The sequence below is a fragment of the Acidimicrobiales bacterium genome, assembly GCA_034521975.1.
Lineage (GTDB): Bacteria > Actinomycetota > Acidimicrobiia > Acidimicrobiales > SKKL01 > SKKL01.
On sequence record JAXHLR010000008.1, the window covers coordinates 40,407 to 57,697 of the forward strand.

The following is a 17,291-nucleotide window of genomic DNA, read 5'->3' on the forward strand; positions in this document are numbered from 1 at the left end:
CTCAGGTCCGTCCTCGGTAGGAGGACCTGGTTCCCGCGGCGTCCTTGTTCAGGCGCTTGGACAAGTGGAGCCCCTCGAGCACGAGCTCGACGGCGCTGGCGATGTGGGCCGGTGAGGTCTCGGCTCCGACCAGCGCCTCGACAGGACCGCCGAGCGCGGGGACCGACTCGAGCAGGTTGACGTAGTCGGCGGCGGCGACGTCCTCGCCGGCGTCGACCACGACACCCTCCTCGAACGCGTCGAGGATGGGGCGGAAGTGCTCGGCGTCGACTCGCTCCTTGAACACGGTGAGCACTGCGGCCCGCAGGAGGTGTTCGATGATCTGGCCGTCGCGGCCGTCGTCGAGGGTCTCGATCTCGACCTTGCCCGAGGTGGAGCTGGCCAGGGCATCGAGGTCGGACACCCGGGGCACGACCTCGGACTCGCCGGTTCGCAGCGCTCGGCGGGCGGCGTTGGCGACGAGGGTCTCGAGGTTGGCCACGGTGAGGCGCACCGACACACCCGAGCGCTGGTTGATGTGGGGGCTCTGGCGGGCCAGGTGGCTGAGGGTGGCCACGATCTCGGTCATGAAGTCCGGAACGTGCACCTCGACCCCGGGTGCCTCGAGGGGCCGGGCCTCCTGCTGGGCGATCTCGACCTCGATGGCGACGTCGAGCGGGTAGTGGGTGCGGATCTGGGCGCCGAAACGGTCCTTGAGCGGGGTGATGAGCCGCCCACGGTTGGTGTAGTCCTCGGGGTTGGCGGAGGCGAAGAGCATGACGTCGAGGGGGAGGCGGATCTTGTAGCCCCGGATCTGGACGTCGCGCTCCTCCAACACGTTGAGCAGGCCGACCTGGATGCGCTCGGCGAGGTCGGGAAGCTCGTTGATGGCGAAGATGCCCCGGTTGGTGCGGGGCACCAGGCCGTAGTGGAGCGTGAGCTCGTCGGAGAGGTAGCGGCCCTCGGCGACCTTGATCGGGTCGACCTCGCCGATGAGGTCGGCGATCGAGGTGTCGGGGGTGGCCAGCTTCTCGCCGTAGCGCTGGTCGCGGTGGACCCAGTCGATGGGGGTGTCGTCGCCCAGGTCGGCGAGGAGGTCCTTGGCGTGCTTGGACACCGGGTGGTAGGGATCGTCGTTGATCTCGGAACCCTCGACGATGGGCATCCACTCGTCGAGCAGACCGGTGAGGGCACGGATCATGCGGGTCTTGGCCTGGCCCCGCTCGCCGAGAAAGATCACGTCGTGTCCGGCGAGGAGCGCGTTCTCGAGCTGTGGGAGCACGGTGTTCTCGTAGCCGAGCACGGCCGGGAACAGTGGTTCTCCGGCAGCGATGCAGGTGACGGCGTTGCGCCGCACCTCCTCTTTGACGGGAAGGGACTCCCAGCCCGACTCGCGGAGCTGGCCGAGGGTTGCTGGTCGCGACATGCAATCGACGCTATCGGTTTCGATTCGAGTTGGCCGCGCGGCACCACCACCCGCCGGACGGCCCTGTTCGTTCCGGTCGAGCTGCCCGGTAGCGTCGTTGCGTGATCCCGATCGACCTGTCGGGCCGGTGGCGAGCGGCCCTGGCCGACCCGGAGCGGCGACGGCGGTTCAGCGCGCCCGAGCTCGACGACGGCGACGACCCCGACTGGCACGACCTGGACGTCCCCGGCCACTGGCGCTGTGCGCCCCCCTTCGCCGACACCGACGGGCCGATCCTGTATCGGCGTCGATTCGACGTCGATTCGACGACCGCCTCCGGGGAGCGAATCGGCAGCGATTCGCCGCCGAGCGGGCCGGAGCGGTGGTGGCTGGTGCTCGACGGGATCTTCTACCAGGGGGACGTGTGGCTCGACGGGCGGTACCTGGGCGACACCGAGGGCTACTTCTTCGCCCACCAGTTCGAGGCCACCGACGCCATCGCCGCACGCACCGAGCACCTGCTCGCGGTCGAGGTGGCCTGCCCACCCCAGACCGACCGCACCCACAAGCGCAGCCTCACCGGCTCGTTCCAGCACTCGAGCTGGCTCGACCCAGCCTGGAACCCGGGCGGCATCTGGCGCCCCGTCCGGCTCGTGCGTTCCGGCCCGCTGCGGATCCGCCACGCCCGGCTCCGCTGCATCGAGGCCACCGAACAGCAGGCGGTTCTGGCACTGCGGGCGGTGATCGACGCCACCTCACAGACCACCGCCACGCTGCGCACCACCGCCGTCCCGTCCGATGGAACCGGGGCAGGGATCGACCACGAGCTCGAGCACATCGTCGCCGCCGGCGAGAACCGCGTCGAGTGGACCATCACCATCGACCGACCGGCGCGCTGGTGGCCACACGCCCTGGGCGACCAGGTGCTGCACGACATCGACGTGGAGGTGTTCCACCCCGACGACGGGCCCGAGACACCACCGAGCGACCACGTCCGGTTCCGCACCGGGCTCCGGACCGTGCGCATGGACCGCTGGATCCTGTCGGTCAACGGCGAACGACTGTTCTGCAAGGGCACGAACCTCGGCCCAACCCGCCAAGCCCTCGGCGCCGCCTCCACCGAGGAGATCACCGCCGACGTGGCGGCAGCCAAGGACCTGGGCATGGACCTGATCCGGGTCCACAGCCACATCGCCCGACCCGAGCTCTACGACGCCGCCGACGAAGCGGGGATGCTCGTCTGGCAGGACCTACCGCTGCAGTGGGCCTACCAGCGCGGTGTCCGCCAGCAGGCGCTGCGCCAGGCTCGCGAGGCGGTCGACCTCCTCGCCCACCGACCGTCGGTCGCGGTGTGGTGCGGCCACAGCGAGCCCCTCCCCGGCGGGCTCGACGCCGTGGGCCACGATCTCGGGGCGACCCGACGCGACCAGCTCCGCCGCCAGGTCGGCCAGGCCCTGCCATCGTGGAACAAGAACCTGCTCGATCCCTCCATCCGACGGGCGCTGCGCACGACCGACGGCACCAGGCCGGTCATCTCCGGCTCGGGGCTGCTGCCGCAGCTGCCCATGCTCGACGGCACCGACACCCACCTGTTCTACGGCTGGGAGTACGGCGACATCGGCGACCTCGCCTCGGCCGCGGCCCGCTGGCCACGACTGGTGCGCTTCGTCAGCGAGTTCGGCGCCCAGGCGGTGCCCAGCAGCGCCGACTTCTGCGAACCCCACCGATGGCCCGATCTCGACTGGGACCGGCTCGGCTCCTGCCATGGGCTCCGCCGCGACCTGCTCGACTGCATCGCCGACCCCGCGGACCACGCCACGTTCGAGGGATGGCGAGCCGCGACCCAGGCCCACCAGGCCGCCCTCCTGCGGCGCCAGATCGAGGCGCTGCGCCTGCTGAAGTACCGACCCACCGGCGGGTTCGCCCAGTTCCTGCTGGCCGACGGGCACCCCGCGATCAGCCACTCCCTCCTCGACCACGACCGGCAGCCCAAGGCGGCCTACGACGCGGTGAAGGCAGCGTGCGCCCCGGTGGTCGTGGTCGCCCGCACCGGCCCGGCCAGCCGGCGCGACGCCCTGGCGCTCGACCTCTACCTGGTGAGCGACCGCCGCGACGGCATCGACCAGGTGAGCGTCGAAGCGACCCTGGACGGGCGGTCGCCACGCCGGTGGACCAGCGACGTCGGCCCCGACACCTGCTCGTTCGTCGGCACCGTCGAGGTCCCGAACACGACCGAACCGGAGGCGGTGGTGCTCGACCTGCGAGCCGACGCCCCCGGGGCCGGGCCGCTCACCACGAACCGGTACGTGATCGACCCCACCCGGGGCACCGTGACCTGAGCTGACATCGGTGCGGCGGAACGACCAGCGTGGCTGGCGGCCCGACGGTTCGCCCGCGCACTGGAGCCAGGAGTAGTTTCGGTCCGACAGCGAACGCGAGCGCCGCGCCGGTCGACCACCGGAGCTGCTCGCCCCCCCACCTCACCTGCCGGAGGCACGACCACCGATGCAGCAAGCGACCGAGCGGCCCGACACCGTTCGCCCGATCAGGCAACGGCCCACCCGCCAGCTGCCGTTCCCGCTGAACCTGTACCAGACCGCGGTCGGCAAGAAGTGGGTGATGGCCATCACCGGCATCATCCTGCTCGGCTACGTCCTGGTCCACATGATCGGCAACCTGAAGCTCTACTACGGGCCGGCCGACATGAACGCCTACGGCGAGTGGCTCCGCAGCCTGCTCTATCCCGCGTTGCAGGAGGAGCAGCTGCTGTGGATCATGCGCACCGGGCTGTTGCTCGCCTTCGTGCTCCACATCCACTCCGCGTACAGCCTCACGGTGATGAACCGGACCTCCCGACCGGTCGACTACCAGTCCCAGCGCGACTACATCGCGGCCAACTTCGCCAGCCGCACCATGCGCTGGACCGGCATCATCGTGCTGCTCTTCGTCATCTGGCACCTGATGGATCTCACCTTCGGCACCCCCGGCGTGAACGACGAGTTCATCGCCCACGACCCCTACAACAACGTGGTCGCCAGCTTCGAACGTCCGCTCGTCGCGGGCTTCTACGTCATCGCCAACCTCGCCCTCGGTGTACACATCTTCCACGGGGCATGGAGCATGTTCCAGAGCCTCGGTCTCAACAACCCGCGGCTCAACGCCGCCCGCCGCTGGTTCGCCACCATCTTCGCCGCGGTGATCGTCGTCGGAAACGTCTCGTTCCCGATCATGGTGCAGGCCGGGGTCATCAGCCAGGACAACCGCACCACCCCCTATGGCAACGAGCCCGACACCGCCACCGCAGACCCGGGAGCCGGACAGGCGCCCGACGCACCGGTCGTCGTCACCGAGGAGGCCGCCCGATGACCCCCAGCACCCCCCTGGAGTCCAAGGTCCCCGACGGACCGATGGCCGAGAAGTGGGAACGCCACAAGTTCGACTCGAAGCTGGTCAACCCGGCCAACAAGCGCAAGTACGAGATCATCGTCGTCGGCACCGGGCTGGCCGGTGCCAGCGCCGCCGCCACCCTCGGCGAGCTGGGCTACAACGTGAAGGCCTTCACCTTCCACGAGTCGCCCCGTCGGGCCCACAGCATCGCCGCCCAAGGCGGCATCAACGCGGCGAAGAACTACCAGAACGACGGCGACTCGGTGTACCGGCTCTTCTACGACACGGTCAAGGGCGGCGACTACCGCTCCCGTGAAGCCAACGTGCACCGCCTTGCCGAGGTCAGCAACAACATCATCGACCAGTGCGTCGCCCAGGGCGTGCCCTTCGCCCGCGACTACGGCGGCCTGCTCGACAACCGCTCCTTCGGCGGCGCCCAGGTGTCGCGCACCTTCTACGCCCGGGGCCAGACCGGCCAGCAGCTCCTCCTCGGCGCCTACCAGGCGATGATGCGCCAGGTCGCGGCCGGCAGCGTCGAGCTGCACACCCGGGCCGAGATGCTCGACGTCGTCGTCAAGGACGGCGTGGCTGCCGGCATCGTCACCCGCGACCTGTCCACCGGCGAGATCACCTCGCACTCGGCCCATGCCGTGCTGGTGTGCACCGGCGGCTACTCCAACGCCTACTACCTGTCGACCAACGCCATGGCCTCCAACGTCACCGCGGCGTGGCGGGCGCACCGAAAGGGGGCGTTCTTCGCCAACCCCTGCTTCACCCAGATCCACCCGACCTGCATCCCCGCCAGCGACGAGTTCCAGTCCAAGCTCACGCTCATGTCCGAGTCGCTGCGCAACGACGGCCGCATCTGGGTCCCCAGGAGCGCCGACGAGACCCGCCCGGCGGACCAGATCCCCGAGGACGAGCGCGACTACTACCTCGAGCGCAAGTATCCCGCATTCGGCAACCTGGTCCCCCGCGACGTCGCCTCGCGCAACGCCAAGACGGTGGTCGACGAGGGCCGCGGCGTCGGACCGCTCAAGAACGGCGTCTACCTCGACTTCTCCGACGCCATCGCCCGCCTGGGCCAGGACGTCATCGCCGAGCGGTACGGGAACCTGTTCGACATGTACCAGCGCATCACCGACGAGAACCCGTACCAGGTGCCCATGCGCATCTACCCCGCCACCCACTACACCATGGGCGGTTTGTGGGTCGACTACGACCTGATGACCACCGTCCCCGGGCTCTACGCCCTCGGCGAGGCCAACTTCTCCGACCACGGAGCCAACCGCCTCGGGGCGTCAGCGCTCATGCAGGGCCTGGCCGATGGCTACTTCGTGATCCCCTACACCATCGGCAACCACCTGTCGGGCCTGCTCGGCACCACCCCGGTCGACACCTCCGACCCGGCCTTCGTCGAGGCCGAGAACGAGGTGCGCGACCGCACCAAGCGGTGGCTGTCCATCAAGGGGACCCACTCGGTCGAGCACTTCCACCGCGAGCTCGGCAAGATCGTCTGGGAGAACATCGGCATGGAGCGCTCGACCGCGGGCCTCGAGAAGGCCCTGTCCGAGATCCCCGCCCTGCAGGCCGAGTTCGAAAAGGACGTGCGGGTGCTCGGCAGCGACGAGTCGCCGAACCAGTCCGTCGAGAAGGTCGGCCGCGTGGCCGACTTCTTCGAGCTCGCCCAGCTCCTGGCTCGCGATGCCCTGCACCGCGAGGAGTCCTGCGGCGGACACTTCCGGGTCGAGAGCCAGACCGAGGAGGGCGAGGCCAAGCGCGACGACGACAACTTCGCCTACGTCGGCGCGTGGGAGTGGCAGGGCCCCGACAGTCCCCCGACCCTCCACAAGGAGCCGTTGGTGTTCGAAGAAGTCGCGCTCACCCAGAGGAGCTACAAGTAAGTGGAGACGCTCAACCTCACCCTCAAGGTGTGGCGCCAGAACGGCGCCGACGACCCCGGCCGGTTCGAGACCTACCAGACGTCGGGTATCAGCACCGACATGTCGTTTCTCGAGATGCTCGACGCGGTCAACGAACAGCTCATCGCCGACAACAAGGAACCGATCGAGTTCGACCACGACTGCCGCGAGGGCATCTGTGGCTCGTGCGGCATCATGATCGACGGCAAGGCCCACGGCCCCGAGAAGGCCACCGCCACCTGCCAGCTGCACATGCGTCACTACTCCGACGGCGACACCATCGTGCTCGAGCCGTGGCGTGCCGCCGGCTTCCCGGTCATCCGCGACCTGATGGTCGACCGGCGCCCCCTCGACACCATCGTCGAGGCAGGCGGATACATCTCGGTCAACACCGGGAGCGCTCCCGACGCCAACCTCATCCTCGTTCCCAAGCCGGCCGCCGACTCGGCGATGGACGCCGCGTCCTGCATCGGCTGCGGCGCCTGTGTCGCCGCGTGTCCCAACAGCGCGGCCCAGCTGTTCACCGCGGCCAAGATCGAGCACCTCAACCAACTCCCGCAGGGCCAGACCGAGCGGTGGGCGCGCACCGAGGCCATGGTCGAGACCATGGAGGAGTTCTTCGGTTCCTGCACCAACCACGGTGAGTGCGAGGAAGCGTGCCCGAAGGAGATCTCGATCGACTTCATCGCCTACATGAACCGCGACTACGTGAAGTCGAAGGTCAAGAACCGTCGCCTGTCGGGCCAGCGGAACTGATCGACCGCCCCGACCCCGCCCGGACGACATGACCGGCCTCGGCTGGACGTTGGCGTCTCGCGCCCTGCGCCGGCCGATCCGACGAATCCTCACCCAGGTGGCCCGCGGGTTCCTCATGGGGGCGGCCGATGTCGTCCCCGGGGTGTCGGGCGGGACGGTGGCGCTGGTCCTCGGCATCTACGAACGCCTGGTCGCCAACATCCGCGGTGGGGCGGGGGCGCTGGGGGCACTGGCCACCGGACAGGTGTCGACCGCGCTCGGCCGGCTCCGCCACCTCGAGTGGGGATGGCTGCTGTCGCTCGGGGTCGGGATCGCCGTCGCCGTGGTGAGCTTGGCCCACACCATCGAGACGCTGCTCGAAGAGCAACCGGTGCGGACCGCGGCGTTGTTCTTCGGGCTCATCGCCGGGTCGGTGGTGCTGGCATGGCGCCTCGTGCGCCTCCGCGACCTGAAGCGGGTGTCGGTGGCCGGCGCCGCCGCGGTGGCAGCGTTCTTCGTGCTCGGGCTCGGCTCGGGCCCGGTCGACGATCCCAGCTGGTGGATGTTTCTCGGGGCCGGGGCAGTGGCGATCTGCGCCATGATCCTCCCCGGCGTGTCCGGCTCCTTCCTGCTGCTCATGCTCGGCATGTACGACTCGGTCCTCGGATTGGTCACCGACCGCGACCTGGCGGTGCTCGGAGTCTTCGCCGTCGGGGGCGTCGTCGGTCTCGCCCTGTTCTCCACGGCGCTGCACTGGGCGCTGGCTGCTCACCACGACACGGTCCTGGCCGCGATGGTGGGCCTGATGCTCGGATCGTTGCGGGTCCTGTGGCCCTGGCCCGACGGAACCGACAGCTCGACGCTGGCCACTCCCGCCGACGACGTCGTCGTGCCCGTGTTGATCGCCGTCGCCGCGACCGCAGTGGTGTTGGTGACCACCTTCGTCGCCGGCCGCAGCAGCGGGGAGCACCCCGCGTTCACCGGACGCTCCTCGAACGGGGCCTGAGAAACGAGGGTCGACATGCCGGACCGCAAGTGACCATCGGCCCTTGTCCCCCGAGGCCGACCTGCGGATACTCGCGGTGGAGGTGCAGATCATGGACGCGATCGAACCACAGGGGGGCACCGTCCTCCTCGATGTGATGAGCGGCGAGGGGGAGTTCGACAAGTCGTTCCTCGAACGTGTCGGTCACCCGGTGACCGTTTGCAATGGCCCCGACGTCGGGGCTGTGTGCCCGCTCCTGGGCGGCGAGGGATGCCCGAAGTACGAGGAAGCCCACGGGATCGTGTTCGAGCTGGATCTCGACCGCTCGCAGCACCGGGCCATCGTCGAGCGCTACCGCCAGCTCGGTCGCGAGGATCTGCCGATCCGTGTCGTCGTGCGGCCCGGGCAGCGCGAGGCGTACGCCGACCTGCTGGCTCAGGTCCAGGTCTGGGAGCACGAGCCCACAGTGGCGGACCTGGACGGGTTCGCCGCCCAGGTCGAGGCGTCGGACCGGTTCGCGTAGCCAGACCCAGGCATGCAACCCAGGCCCTCTGCCGTGAGGGCCCGCATCAGAGGCTGGGAGCAGCCCGGACCGATGAGGTCCACGCCGCGGCACCCGGCCCCTCGTGGTCGAGCAGATGACCGAGCCGCAGCTCGACCACCGCCCCGGTCGGGTCGGCCACGCTCACCTCGGCGACCTCGGCGACGGTCCACGGCGCAGTGCCGAACCCCGCCGTGTCACCCGCAGCCCACCACTCCGCGAAGCTTGGGCCGGTCCCCCAGCGGTGCAACCGTTGTCCGGGCCCCTCGATCTCGAGGACGGCGTCACCGACGAGCACCTCACCGTGACCCGACCCGACCGCGATGTAGCCGTCGTCGACCGGCGACTCAACTGCCGACGGAGCCGCCGACATCTCCCACTCGAGATCGAAGCCCAACGGCGTGGGCAGGCCCCGCCCGGTGGCGACCAGCTCGTCGGGCCCTTCGAGTGCGAGCCCGAAGGCCTCCAGCCCCACGCTCCAGCGGGCGTGGGGCGACTCGCACACGTGGTCGGCCCAGATCCCGCTGGCCCGCAGCTCGAGGCCTCGCCGGGGATGGCCGATGTCGTGTTCGAGCACCACGACCGTGGGACGGGCCCGACCGCACACCGTGGCCCAGTAGCTCACCTTCGACTCGGCGGGCCGTCGCACGACAGCCACCGCTGCGCCCAGGTCGAGCTCGGGCGACACCACCCGGAACTCCCACGTCTCGGTCCAGGCCGACGATCGGCCCGCCCGCTGCGAATGTTCGTGGTCGGCGGTGAAGGTCATGCGGCGGGCTGCTCGGTCGGGCGTCCGGGCGCCAAGGCCCAGTCGAGCCCGGCCAACAGCGCACGGGCGGCGGGGCGCACCAGCAACGGATCGACCATCGGCGCGACCGGCAACCAGAGCTTGCGGCGCGCCCACGGCGGGAGCAGCGCGATGGCGGCAGCACCGATGACCCCGTAGACGGGACGGGCGGCGAGGGCGACCGGCGGCGCGAGCAAGAACCGGACCGCGTCGCGGGCCTGGTGGCCCACGACCAGCTCGGGGCGGATCTGCTCGAGCCACTGCCGCAGTTCGTCGCGCGACTCCGGCACCGGCGCAGCGCCGAGCAGCTTGGCGACGACGGCCATCTCGGAGAGGTAGCGGTCCATCTCGTCGGCAGTGAGCGGCTCGCCGCGCCCGTAGCGCTGGTAGGCGGCGAGGAAGCTGTCGACCTCGGTGACGTGCACCCAGGCCAGCAGGTGCGGGTCGTTCGCCTCGTAGCGGCGACCGTCGGGGGCGGTGCCGTGGACCCGGCCGTGGATGCGCCGCACCCGGTCGATCATCGCCCGCGCCTCCTCCTCGGTGCCGTAGGTGGTGACGCCGATGAACCGGCCGGTGCGTCGCAGACGTCCCCACGGGTCGCTGCGGTAGTCGGAGTGATCGGCCACACCCGCCATCGCCAGGGGGTGCAGGGTCTGCAGGAGCAGGGCACGGAGCCCACCGACGAACATGGCCGGATCGCCGTGCACCACCCAGGTGACCGAGTCAGGGGCGAACAACCCTGGTGACGCCGGGGTGCTGCGCTCGGGCGCCGCCTCACCACCGCCCACCAGCAGCCGGATCGAGTCGGCCATCCGGGTGCGAACCGCGGCGAATGGGTCACCGACGGTCGCAGCCATGGGGACAGCCTACGGCCGCTCGGGTGGATGGGACCGGTCGGGTGGGTCGGGGACGTCGGTGCCGATCGATCGAGACTAGCGAGACCTCTACGATGAGCCGGTGCCCAGGTTCCTGTCCGACGAGTGGATCGCTGAGCTCGACGATCGGGCCCGTGCCCTGCCCGAGCTGGTGCTCGACGGTGACGACGAGCTGGTCGTTCAGCACACCGTCTCCGGGGTTCCCGGCCGCGGTGAGGTGACGTTCCACCTGCACCTGTCATCAGGCCCGGCCCGAGTGCGATCCGGGCCTGCCGAAGCACCCACGGTCACCTTCTCCCATGACCACGACACCGCCACTGCCCTCGCCGCGGGCGAAGGGAGCGCCCAGGCGGCGTTCATGGCCGGACGTCTTCGCGTCGGTGGCCAGATCGACCAGCTCATCGCCCGCCACGGGCAGTTCGCGGGAATCGACGACGTCTTCGCCGCACTGCGGGCCGTCACCGAGTTCTGAGCGATGCCCGAGCTCCCCGAGGTCCAGGCCCACGCCGAACGCCTCACCTCCGAGCTTGCCGGGGCCACGCTGTCGAGGTTCGAGCCGTTGTCGTTCACGGTGCTGCGCACCTACGCACCGGACCCGGCCTCCGCCGTCGGGTCGGCGCTGGACGAGATCGGTCGCCGCGGCAAGCTGTTGCTGCTGCGGTTCGCCCACCTCACCTTCGTCGTCCACCCCATGCAGGGCGGCCGGTTGCGGCCCGACCTCAAGCAGTCGGCCAAACCCCGCAACGGCATCGCTCGGTGGCGCTTCGACGACGGCCGCGCCCTGCTGCTGACCGAACCCGGCACCGAGCGCAAGGCCGGAGTGTGGGTGGTCGAAGGCGAGCCGCTCACCCAGGCTCCCCTCGACGACCTGGGTCCCGAGGCTGACGAGCTCGATCGCGCCGAGCTCGCCGCGCTGCTCACCGACACCTCCATGCGGGTGCACGGGTTCCTGCGCGACCAGCACCTGGTGGCCGGGGTCGGCCGGCGGCTCGCCAACGAGATCTGCCACCGAGCCCGGCTGTCGCCCTTCGCCACCACCTCCAAGCTGTCCGGCGACGAGGTCGACCGCCTGCACCGGGCCATCGGCGAGGTCATCGCCGAGTCCCTCGAGTTCGAGCGGGCCCGGGACGAGATGGTCGGTGCCGCCGATCGGCCCGGTACGGTCCACAACCAGGTGGGCGAGCCCTGTCCGGTCTGCGGCGACGAGGTCCGTGCGGTCGAGTACCGCGCCTACACGATCGCCTACTGCCCAACCTGCCAGACCGGGGGCAAGGTGCTGGCGGACAACACCACCAGCAAGTTCCTCAAGTAGCGCGGGTGCGGCCCGCCCGCCGGTGGGGCCGGCCGGTGGACGCGGGACCACCTTCGAGGTATTGTCATGCTGTTTCAGCAACTCTCAAGCCGGAAGGCGGATTCCGATGTCACATGACCCTCCACCACCTCCACCGCCACCTCCTCCGATCCCCGGCTGGGGTGCCCACCAGCAACACCAGTCGCCGCCGCCACCACCACCACCACCAGCAGCAGCAGCAGCCGGCGATCGCCCTCCGAGCTACATGGGCCTGGCGGTGGGCGCCCTACTCGTGTTCTGGCCAACGGGCATCGCCGCCATGGTGCACGCGGCCCAGGTCGATTCGGCGTGGGAGAACGGCCGGGGCGACGAGGCGCGCAGGCGGTCGCACGAAGCTCGGAGGTGGTCGATGATCTCGTTCGTCATCATGGGGCTCAGCTGGGCCTTCGTCGGCCTGGTCCTGATGGCGTACGCCGCGTCCAGCCCCGGGTGACCCCTGGGTCGAGGCGCTACAGCAGGCCGAGGTCGGCGACGGTGTCGCGCTCGTCGCCCAGCTCGGCGACGGTGGCATCGATGCGGCCCCGCGAGAAGTCGTCGATGTCGAGGCCCTGGACGATCTCGTAGGTGCCTCCCGAACAGGTCACGGGGAACGACGAGATCAGCCCCTCGGAGACGCCGTAGGAGCCGTCGGAGGGGATGGCCATCGAGACCCAGTCGCCGTCGGGGGTGCCCGCCACCCAGTCGCGCACGTGGTCGATGGCGGCGTTGGCCGCCGATGCCGCACTGGAGAGGCCCCGCGCCTCGATGATGGCGGCACCGCGCTGCTGGACGGTGGGGATGAACTCGTTCTCGAGCCAGTTCTGGTCGTCGACCAGCTCGGCGGCGTTCTTGGCGTTGACCTCGGCATGGAAGATGTCGGGGTACTGGGTGGCCGAGTGGTTGCCCCAGATGGTCATGTTGGTGACCGCGGTGACCGGGGCACCGACCTTGGCGGCGAGCTGGGCCTTGGCCCGGTTGTGGTCGAGGCGGGTCATGGCGGTGAACTGCGCACCGGCGATGTTGGGCGCGTTGTTCATGGCGATGAGGCAGTTGGTGTTGGCCGGGTTGCCGACCACCAGGACCTTCACCCCGTCGGCGGCGTTGTCCGACAGCGCCTTGCCCTGGCCGGTGAAGATGGCACCGTTGGCCTCGAGCAGGTCCTTGCGCTCCATGCCCTTCGAACGGGGACGGGAACCGACGAGGAGCGCGTACTCGACCCCGTCGAAGGCCTGGTTGGCGTCATCGGTCTGGACGATGCCGGCCAGCAGCGGGAAGGCGCAGTCGTCGAGCTCCATGGCCACGCCCTTCAAGGCGTCGAGCGCCGGCGTGATCTCGAGGAGCTGGAGGATGACGGGCTGATCCTCGCCGAGCATCTGACCGCTGGCGATGCGAAAGAGGAGGCTGTAGCCGATCTGGCCGGCACCTCCGGTCACTGCGACGCGTACGGGATCCTTCATCGTCTGGCGCTCCTCGGAAGATTTCGTGGGGGGTACCCGCCGAATCTAGTGCGCGACCCCTCCGCGCTGTAACTGGCCAGAGGCGGCTCAGGCCGCCGAACCGCGGCGGGTGTTGCCGATCCAGCTGGTGTAGAGGCCGGCGTAGATGCCGCCGGCGGCGACCAGCTCGTCGTGGGAGCCCACCTCGACGACCTGGCCCTGGTCGAACACCAGCACCAGGTCGGCGGCTTCGGCGGTGGAGAGCCGGTGGGCGATGCTGACCATGGTGCGGTCCTCGGCCAGGGTGTGAAGCGCCGAGGACAGGGCCCGTTCGGTCTCGGGGTCGACCGAGCTGGTGGCCTCGTCGAGGACCAGCAGCCCGGGGTCGGCGAGCTGGGCCCGGGCCAGGGCCACCAGCTGGCGTTCCCCGACCGAGAGGTTCTCTCCCCGTTCTCCCACCCCGGTGTCGAGCCCGTTCGGCAAGCGGTCGACCCACCAATCGAGTCCCAGGTGCTCGAAGGCGAGGTCGATGTCGGCGTCGGTGGCGCCCTCGTGGCCGAACCGGACGTTCTCGCGCACGGTCGTGTCGAACAAGAACCCGTCCTGGGGCACCATGCGCACCGCCCGACGGCGGGCCGAGGGGCGGATGTCGCGCAGGTCGATGCCATCGAGGTAGATCGCCCCCGCGGTGGGGTCCGCGAGGCGGGCGAGCAGCTTGGCGAAGGTGGTCTTGCCCGAACCGGTCTCGCCGACGATGGCCACGTTGGTGCCGGCGGGGATGGTGACGTCGACGCCGTGCAACACCCGGCCGCCGGTGCGGTAGGCGAACTCGAGGCCTTCGGTCCGCACCTCGATGGCGTCGAACCCGAGATCGGGACCGTCGTGGCGCTCGGGGATCTCGACGGGGGTGTCCAACAGATCGAGCACCTTGCGCCACCCGGCCAGCGCGGTCTGGGTCTGGTCGAGCACCTCGCCCAGCTCCGAGATCGGGTTCTGCAACAGGCTCACGAGGAACACGCAGGCGACGAGGGCACCGGTGTCGAGCTCCCAGGCCCCGCTGTACCAGGCGCCGATGCCGGCCACGAGGCCGATGGCCACGGCACCGAACAGGTCGCCGGTGGGGAAGATGAGCGCGAAGTAGCGGGCGGCGAGCATGCGGGCCCGGTAGGCGGCGTCGATGGCGACGTGGAGTCGGCCGCGGGTGCGCTCCTCGATGCCATAGGCCCGCACCACATCGGCGCCCATGATCGCCTCGGAGATCTCGGTGAGCAGGTCGGCGACCCGGGTGCGGAGCTGGTCGTAGGCAGCGAGCTGGCGGCGTTGGAGGTTGCGGAGGATGGCGACCAACGGCACGAAGGCGACGAGCACCACGACCGCGAGCTGCCAGGCGTACACCGCGAGCACCACCAGGGTGGCGATGATGACGGTGGTGTTGACCACCCAGGCGACCGCGCCCCACTGGGCGAAACGGGCGATCGTCTCGATGTCGCTGGTGACCCGGGAGACAAGGATCCCCCGTTTGGTGTCGTTGTGGTCGGCGACCGACAGGGCGTGGATGTGGGCGAAGGCGCGCACACGGAGCCCTCTCAGCGTGGCCTCGGCCGCCGTGAGGAGCCGAAGGTAGGTGTAGCGGCTCGACCACCACACCGCCACGATGACCACCAGGGCGATGGCCGAGGCCCGCAGGACGAACTCGGGTCGGTACCCGTCGGGGCCCATCACCCCTCGGTCGAGGATCTGCTGGATCAGCACGGGGATGGCCAGGCGGCCGACGGCGGTGGCGATGGCCATGGCGATGGTGAAGGCGATGCCGACCTTCAGCTCGGGGCTCGCCGCCAGCCCGCGCCGCAGCACCCCGATGGCACCGTCGGCTCCGAGATCGGTGTCGCCGTCGTCGGCGACGAAGGGGTCCGGACCCAGCGGGTCGGGTGCCTCCTCGTGTGGAAGGTGGTGCTCCAGCGCCAGGTGCTGAGGGTGGTGGTGGCCGTCGGCGGTCATCGCATGGCCTCGTCCTCGTAGGCGCTCACCAGCCGTTCGTAGCCGGGATGGTCGAGCAGCTGGGCGTGAGTGCCGGTGGCCACGACCCGTCCGCCGTCGAGGTAGATGACCCGATCGGCCAGCTCGATGGTGGAGATGCGGTGGGCCACCACGACCGTGGTGGTTCCGAGCGCGTCACGCAGACCGTCGAGGATGCGGGCCTCGACCACCGGATCGACCGCCGAGGTGGCGTCGTCGAGCACGAGGAGCCGGGGGCGGCGCACCAGGGCACGGGCCAGGGCGACCCGCTGGCGCTGGCCGCCCGACAGGCTCACCCCACGTTCGCCCACCACCGTGTCGAAGCCCTGGGGCATCTCGGCGACGAACCCGTCGGCCTGGGCGATGCGTGCGGCCTCGAGCACCTCGTCGTCGCCGGCGTCGGTCGACATGGCGATGTTGGCGGTGATCGACTCGGCGAACAGGAACGACTCCTGGAACACGATGGCCACCGCGTCGCGGAGCGCGCCGGGGTCGGCATCGGCGAGGTCGATCCCGCCGAGCCGGATCGTCCCACGGTCGGGTTCGACGAGATGGACCAGCAGCTGACAGAAGGTGCTCTTGCCACCACCCGTCGCTCCGACGAGGGCCACGATCTCGCCCGGGTCGACGTGCACGCTGACATCGTCGAGGGCGGGCTGGTCGGCGACGCCGGGGTAGGTGAAGGTGAGGTGCTCGACGTCGACCGCGAGTGGGGTGTCGGGGAGTGGGGCGGTGCCCCCCGGGTGTTCGTCGAGGTCGGCGCGGGCGGCCAGCACCCCGTCGATCCGCTCGAGCGACACCACCGACCGGGGCAGCTCCTCGAGGAAGAAGCCCATGACTCGCATGGGGAAGGCCAGCACTCCGAACAACGCCATGGCCGCGACGAGGTCGCCGGGGCTGATCGCCCCGTCGGCGAGGCGCCACGCCCCGGCGACGAGCAGGGCCACGGTGCCCACCGCGGGGATGGCGTCGATGCTCGGCTCGAACACCGCCCGCAGCCGCCCGACGTCGATGCGCGCCTCGCGCAGGCGGTCGGAGGCCTCGGCCATGCGTTCGATCTCGGCGTCCTCGCGGCCGAGGGTCTTGACCACCAGTGCGCCGTCGAAGCTCTCGTGGGCGACGTTGGAGACCTCGCCGATGCGGTGCTGGACCATGGCCGAGGGCTGCTCGACCCGCGCGGTGTACACGCGGTTGAGGATGGTCAGCATGGGGAACACGAGCAGGCCGATGCCCATGATCAACGGATCGATCAGCGCCAGGGACGCGACCGAGAAGGCGATGAGCACCAGGACCCCGGTGGTGAAGGGCAGCGGCACCAACACCTCGGTGGCGGCCTCGACGTCGGCGTCGGCGTGGGCCAGCAACTCGCCGGTCGGATGATCGAGGTGGTAGGCCAGCGGGACGTCGAGGTAGGTGTCGGTCACCTGCCGACGTAGCGATGCCTGGGTCCGGTAGGTGGTCATCGCCGCGAAGTAGCGGCGGATCACCACACCGAGGGACCGCAGCATCGCCATGGCGACCACCGCGCCCACCGCGGCCATCACCGTCGAGAAGCCGACCTCCCCGTCGCGGACGGCGGGGACGATGAGGTCGTCGGTGACCCATCCCAGCACCCTGGTGCCACCGACGAGCGCCCCCGAGAAGATCACGGCGCCGATGAGAGCGACGCCGAACGGGCGCGGGTGCATGCGGACGTAGCGGGCGAGCAGACGCGCTCCACGCCGCAGCACCGAGGTGGGTTCGTGATCGACGTTCATGGCTCCCCAGGGACTCTGTTCGCCCCGCAGGCAGCAAGGCTACGAAGGTTCGTCACCTGCGCCCATCGAGATTCGGTACCCGGCGCGCGACGGGCCGCCCACGAGGGCGGCCCGCGCTCGGCGCTGGGCGGGTCGG

At 70.2% G+C, this 17,291-nt stretch carries 15 protein-coding genes; 9 read left to right on the forward strand and 6 right to left on the reverse strand.

Annotation, left to right across the window (positions count from 1 at the left end; genetic code table 11):
* Position 1: 1 nt before the first annotated feature.
* A complete protein-coding gene (locus U5K29_13575; GenBank protein MDZ7679565.1) occupies positions 2-1,405 on the reverse strand; it encodes a magnesium chelatase in 1,404 nt (467 codons plus the stop codon).
* Between the two features lie 101 nt (positions 1,406-1,506).
* On the opposite strand from U5K29_13575, the gene U5K29_13580 reads away from it, so the two are divergent.
* The 6 genes from U5K29_13580 (at position 1,507) to U5K29_13605 (ending at position 8,936) form a co-directional block, all read left to right on the forward strand.
* Positions 1,507-3,723, forward strand: a complete 2,217-nt coding sequence (locus U5K29_13580) for a hypothetical protein (protein MDZ7679566.1) — start codon at positions 1,507-1,509, stop codon at positions 3,721-3,723.
* A 166-nt stretch (positions 3,724-3,889) separates the two neighbouring features.
* Positions 3,890-4,750 carry a succinate dehydrogenase cytochrome b subunit gene (locus U5K29_13585; protein MDZ7679567.1) on the forward strand — a complete coding sequence of 287 codons (861 nt, stop codon included), beginning with the start codon at positions 3,890-3,892 and terminating at the stop codon, positions 4,748-4,750.
* Entirely contained in the window at positions 4,747-6,675 is a 1,929-nt protein-coding gene (locus tag U5K29_13590) for a fumarate reductase/succinate dehydrogenase flavoprotein subunit (protein ID MDZ7679568.1), read from the forward strand. Before U5K29_13585 ends, U5K29_13590 begins: the two co-directional genes overlap by 4 nt.
* Entirely contained in the window at positions 6,676-7,449 is a 774-nt protein-coding gene (locus tag U5K29_13595) for a succinate dehydrogenase/fumarate reductase iron-sulfur subunit (protein ID MDZ7679569.1), read from the forward strand.
* Between the two features lie 28 nt (positions 7,450-7,477).
* Positions 7,478-8,434: a DUF368 domain-containing protein gene (locus U5K29_13600; GenBank protein MDZ7679570.1), complete on the forward strand. Its 957-nt coding sequence runs from the start codon at positions 7,478-7,480 to the stop codon at positions 8,432-8,434.
* Positions 8,435-8,477: 43 nt separating this feature from the next.
* Positions 8,478-8,936 carry a hypothetical protein gene (locus U5K29_13605; GenBank protein ID MDZ7679571.1) on the forward strand — a complete coding sequence of 153 codons (459 nt, stop codon included), beginning with the start codon at positions 8,478-8,480 and terminating at the stop codon, positions 8,934-8,936.
* A 46-nt stretch (positions 8,937-8,982) separates the two neighbouring features.
* Here U5K29_13605 and U5K29_13610 read toward each other — a convergent pair whose 3' ends face one another.
* Entirely contained in the window at positions 8,983-9,723 is a 741-nt protein-coding gene (locus U5K29_13610) for a hypothetical protein (GenBank protein MDZ7679572.1), read from the reverse strand.
* The gene (locus tag U5K29_13615; GenBank protein ID MDZ7679573.1) at positions 9,720-10,598 is read right to left on the reverse strand and encodes an oxygenase MpaB family protein; all 879 of its coding nucleotides are present in this window, start codon (positions 10,596-10,598) and stop codon (positions 9,720-9,722) included. Before U5K29_13615 ends, U5K29_13610 begins: the two co-directional genes overlap by 4 nt.
* A gap of 100 nt (positions 10,599-10,698) precedes the next feature.
* On the opposite strand from U5K29_13615, the gene U5K29_13620 reads away from it, so the two are divergent.
* The 3 genes from U5K29_13620 (at position 10,699) to U5K29_13630 (ending at position 12,400) form a co-directional block, all read left to right on the forward strand.
* Complete coding sequence (locus U5K29_13620; GenBank protein MDZ7679574.1) at positions 10,699-11,088, forward strand: SCP2 sterol-binding domain-containing protein; 390 nt, start codon at positions 10,699-10,701, stop codon at positions 11,086-11,088.
* 3 nt (positions 11,089-11,091) lie between these two features.
* Positions 11,092-11,928, forward strand: a complete 837-nt coding sequence (locus U5K29_13625; GenBank protein ID MDZ7679575.1) for a DNA-formamidopyrimidine glycosylase family protein — start codon at positions 11,092-11,094, stop codon at positions 11,926-11,928.
* A gap of 106 nt (positions 11,929-12,034) precedes the next feature.
* A complete protein-coding gene (locus U5K29_13630) occupies positions 12,035-12,400 on the forward strand; it encodes a CD225/dispanin family protein (GenBank protein MDZ7679576.1) in 366 nt (121 codons plus the stop codon).
* Between the two features lie 16 nt (positions 12,401-12,416).
* Here the strand turns inward: U5K29_13630 and U5K29_13635 are convergent, their stop codons facing one another.
* From U5K29_13635 to U5K29_13645, 3 genes are all read right to left on the reverse strand, one after another.
* Entirely contained in the window at positions 12,417-13,403 is a 987-nt protein-coding gene (locus U5K29_13635; protein MDZ7679577.1) for a malate dehydrogenase, read from the reverse strand.
* A gap of 87 nt (positions 13,404-13,490) precedes the next feature.
* A complete protein-coding gene (locus U5K29_13640; GenBank protein MDZ7679578.1) occupies positions 13,491-15,380 on the reverse strand; it encodes an ABC transporter ATP-binding protein in 1,890 nt (629 codons plus the stop codon).
* Positions 15,377-17,155 carry an ABC transporter ATP-binding protein gene (locus tag U5K29_13645; GenBank protein ID MDZ7679579.1) on the reverse strand — a complete coding sequence of 593 codons (1,779 nt, stop codon included), beginning with the start codon at positions 17,153-17,155 and terminating at the stop codon, positions 15,377-15,379. The genes U5K29_13640 and U5K29_13645 overlap by 4 nt, the downstream gene beginning before the upstream one ends.
* Positions 17,156-17,291 lie beyond the last annotated feature (136 nt).

Bases quoted from the DNA above. Each gene is read 5' to 3' on its own strand.
- U5K29_13575 (MDZ7679565.1), bottom strand. From the start codon at position 1,405: ATGTCGCGACCAGCAACCCTCGGCCAGCTCCGCGAGTCGGGCTGGGAG.
- U5K29_13585 (MDZ7679567.1), top strand. From the start codon at position 3,890: ATGCAGCAAGCGACCGAGCGGCCCGACACCGTTCGCCCGATCAGGCAA.
- U5K29_13590 (MDZ7679568.1), top strand. From the start codon at position 4,747: ATGACCCCCAGCACCCCCCTGGAGTCCAAGGTCCCCGACGGACCGATG.
- U5K29_13600 (MDZ7679570.1), top strand. From the start codon at position 7,478: ATGACCGGCCTCGGCTGGACGTTGGCGTCTCGCGCCCTGCGCCGGCCG.
- U5K29_13610 (MDZ7679572.1), bottom strand. From the start codon at position 9,723: ATGACCTTCACCGCCGACCACGAACATTCGCAGCGGGCGGGCCGATCG.
- U5K29_13615 (MDZ7679573.1), bottom strand. From the start codon at position 10,598: ATGGCTGCGACCGTCGGTGACCCATTCGCCGCGGTTCGCACCCGGATG.
- U5K29_13625 (MDZ7679575.1), top strand. From the start codon at position 11,092: ATGCCCGAGCTCCCCGAGGTCCAGGCCCACGCCGAACGCCTCACCTCC.
- U5K29_13630 (MDZ7679576.1), top strand. From the start codon at position 12,035: ATGTCACATGACCCTCCACCACCTCCACCGCCACCTCCTCCGATCCCC.
- U5K29_13635 (MDZ7679577.1), bottom strand. From the start codon at position 13,403: ATGAAGGATCCCGTACGCGTCGCAGTGACCGGAGGTGCCGGCCAGATC.
- U5K29_13640 (MDZ7679578.1), bottom strand. From the start codon at position 15,380: ATGACCGCCGACGGCCACCACCACCCTCAGCACCTGGCGCTGGAGCAC.
- U5K29_13645 (MDZ7679579.1), bottom strand. From the start codon at position 17,155: ATGAACGTCGATCACGAACCCACCTCGGTGCTGCGGCGTGGAGCGCGT.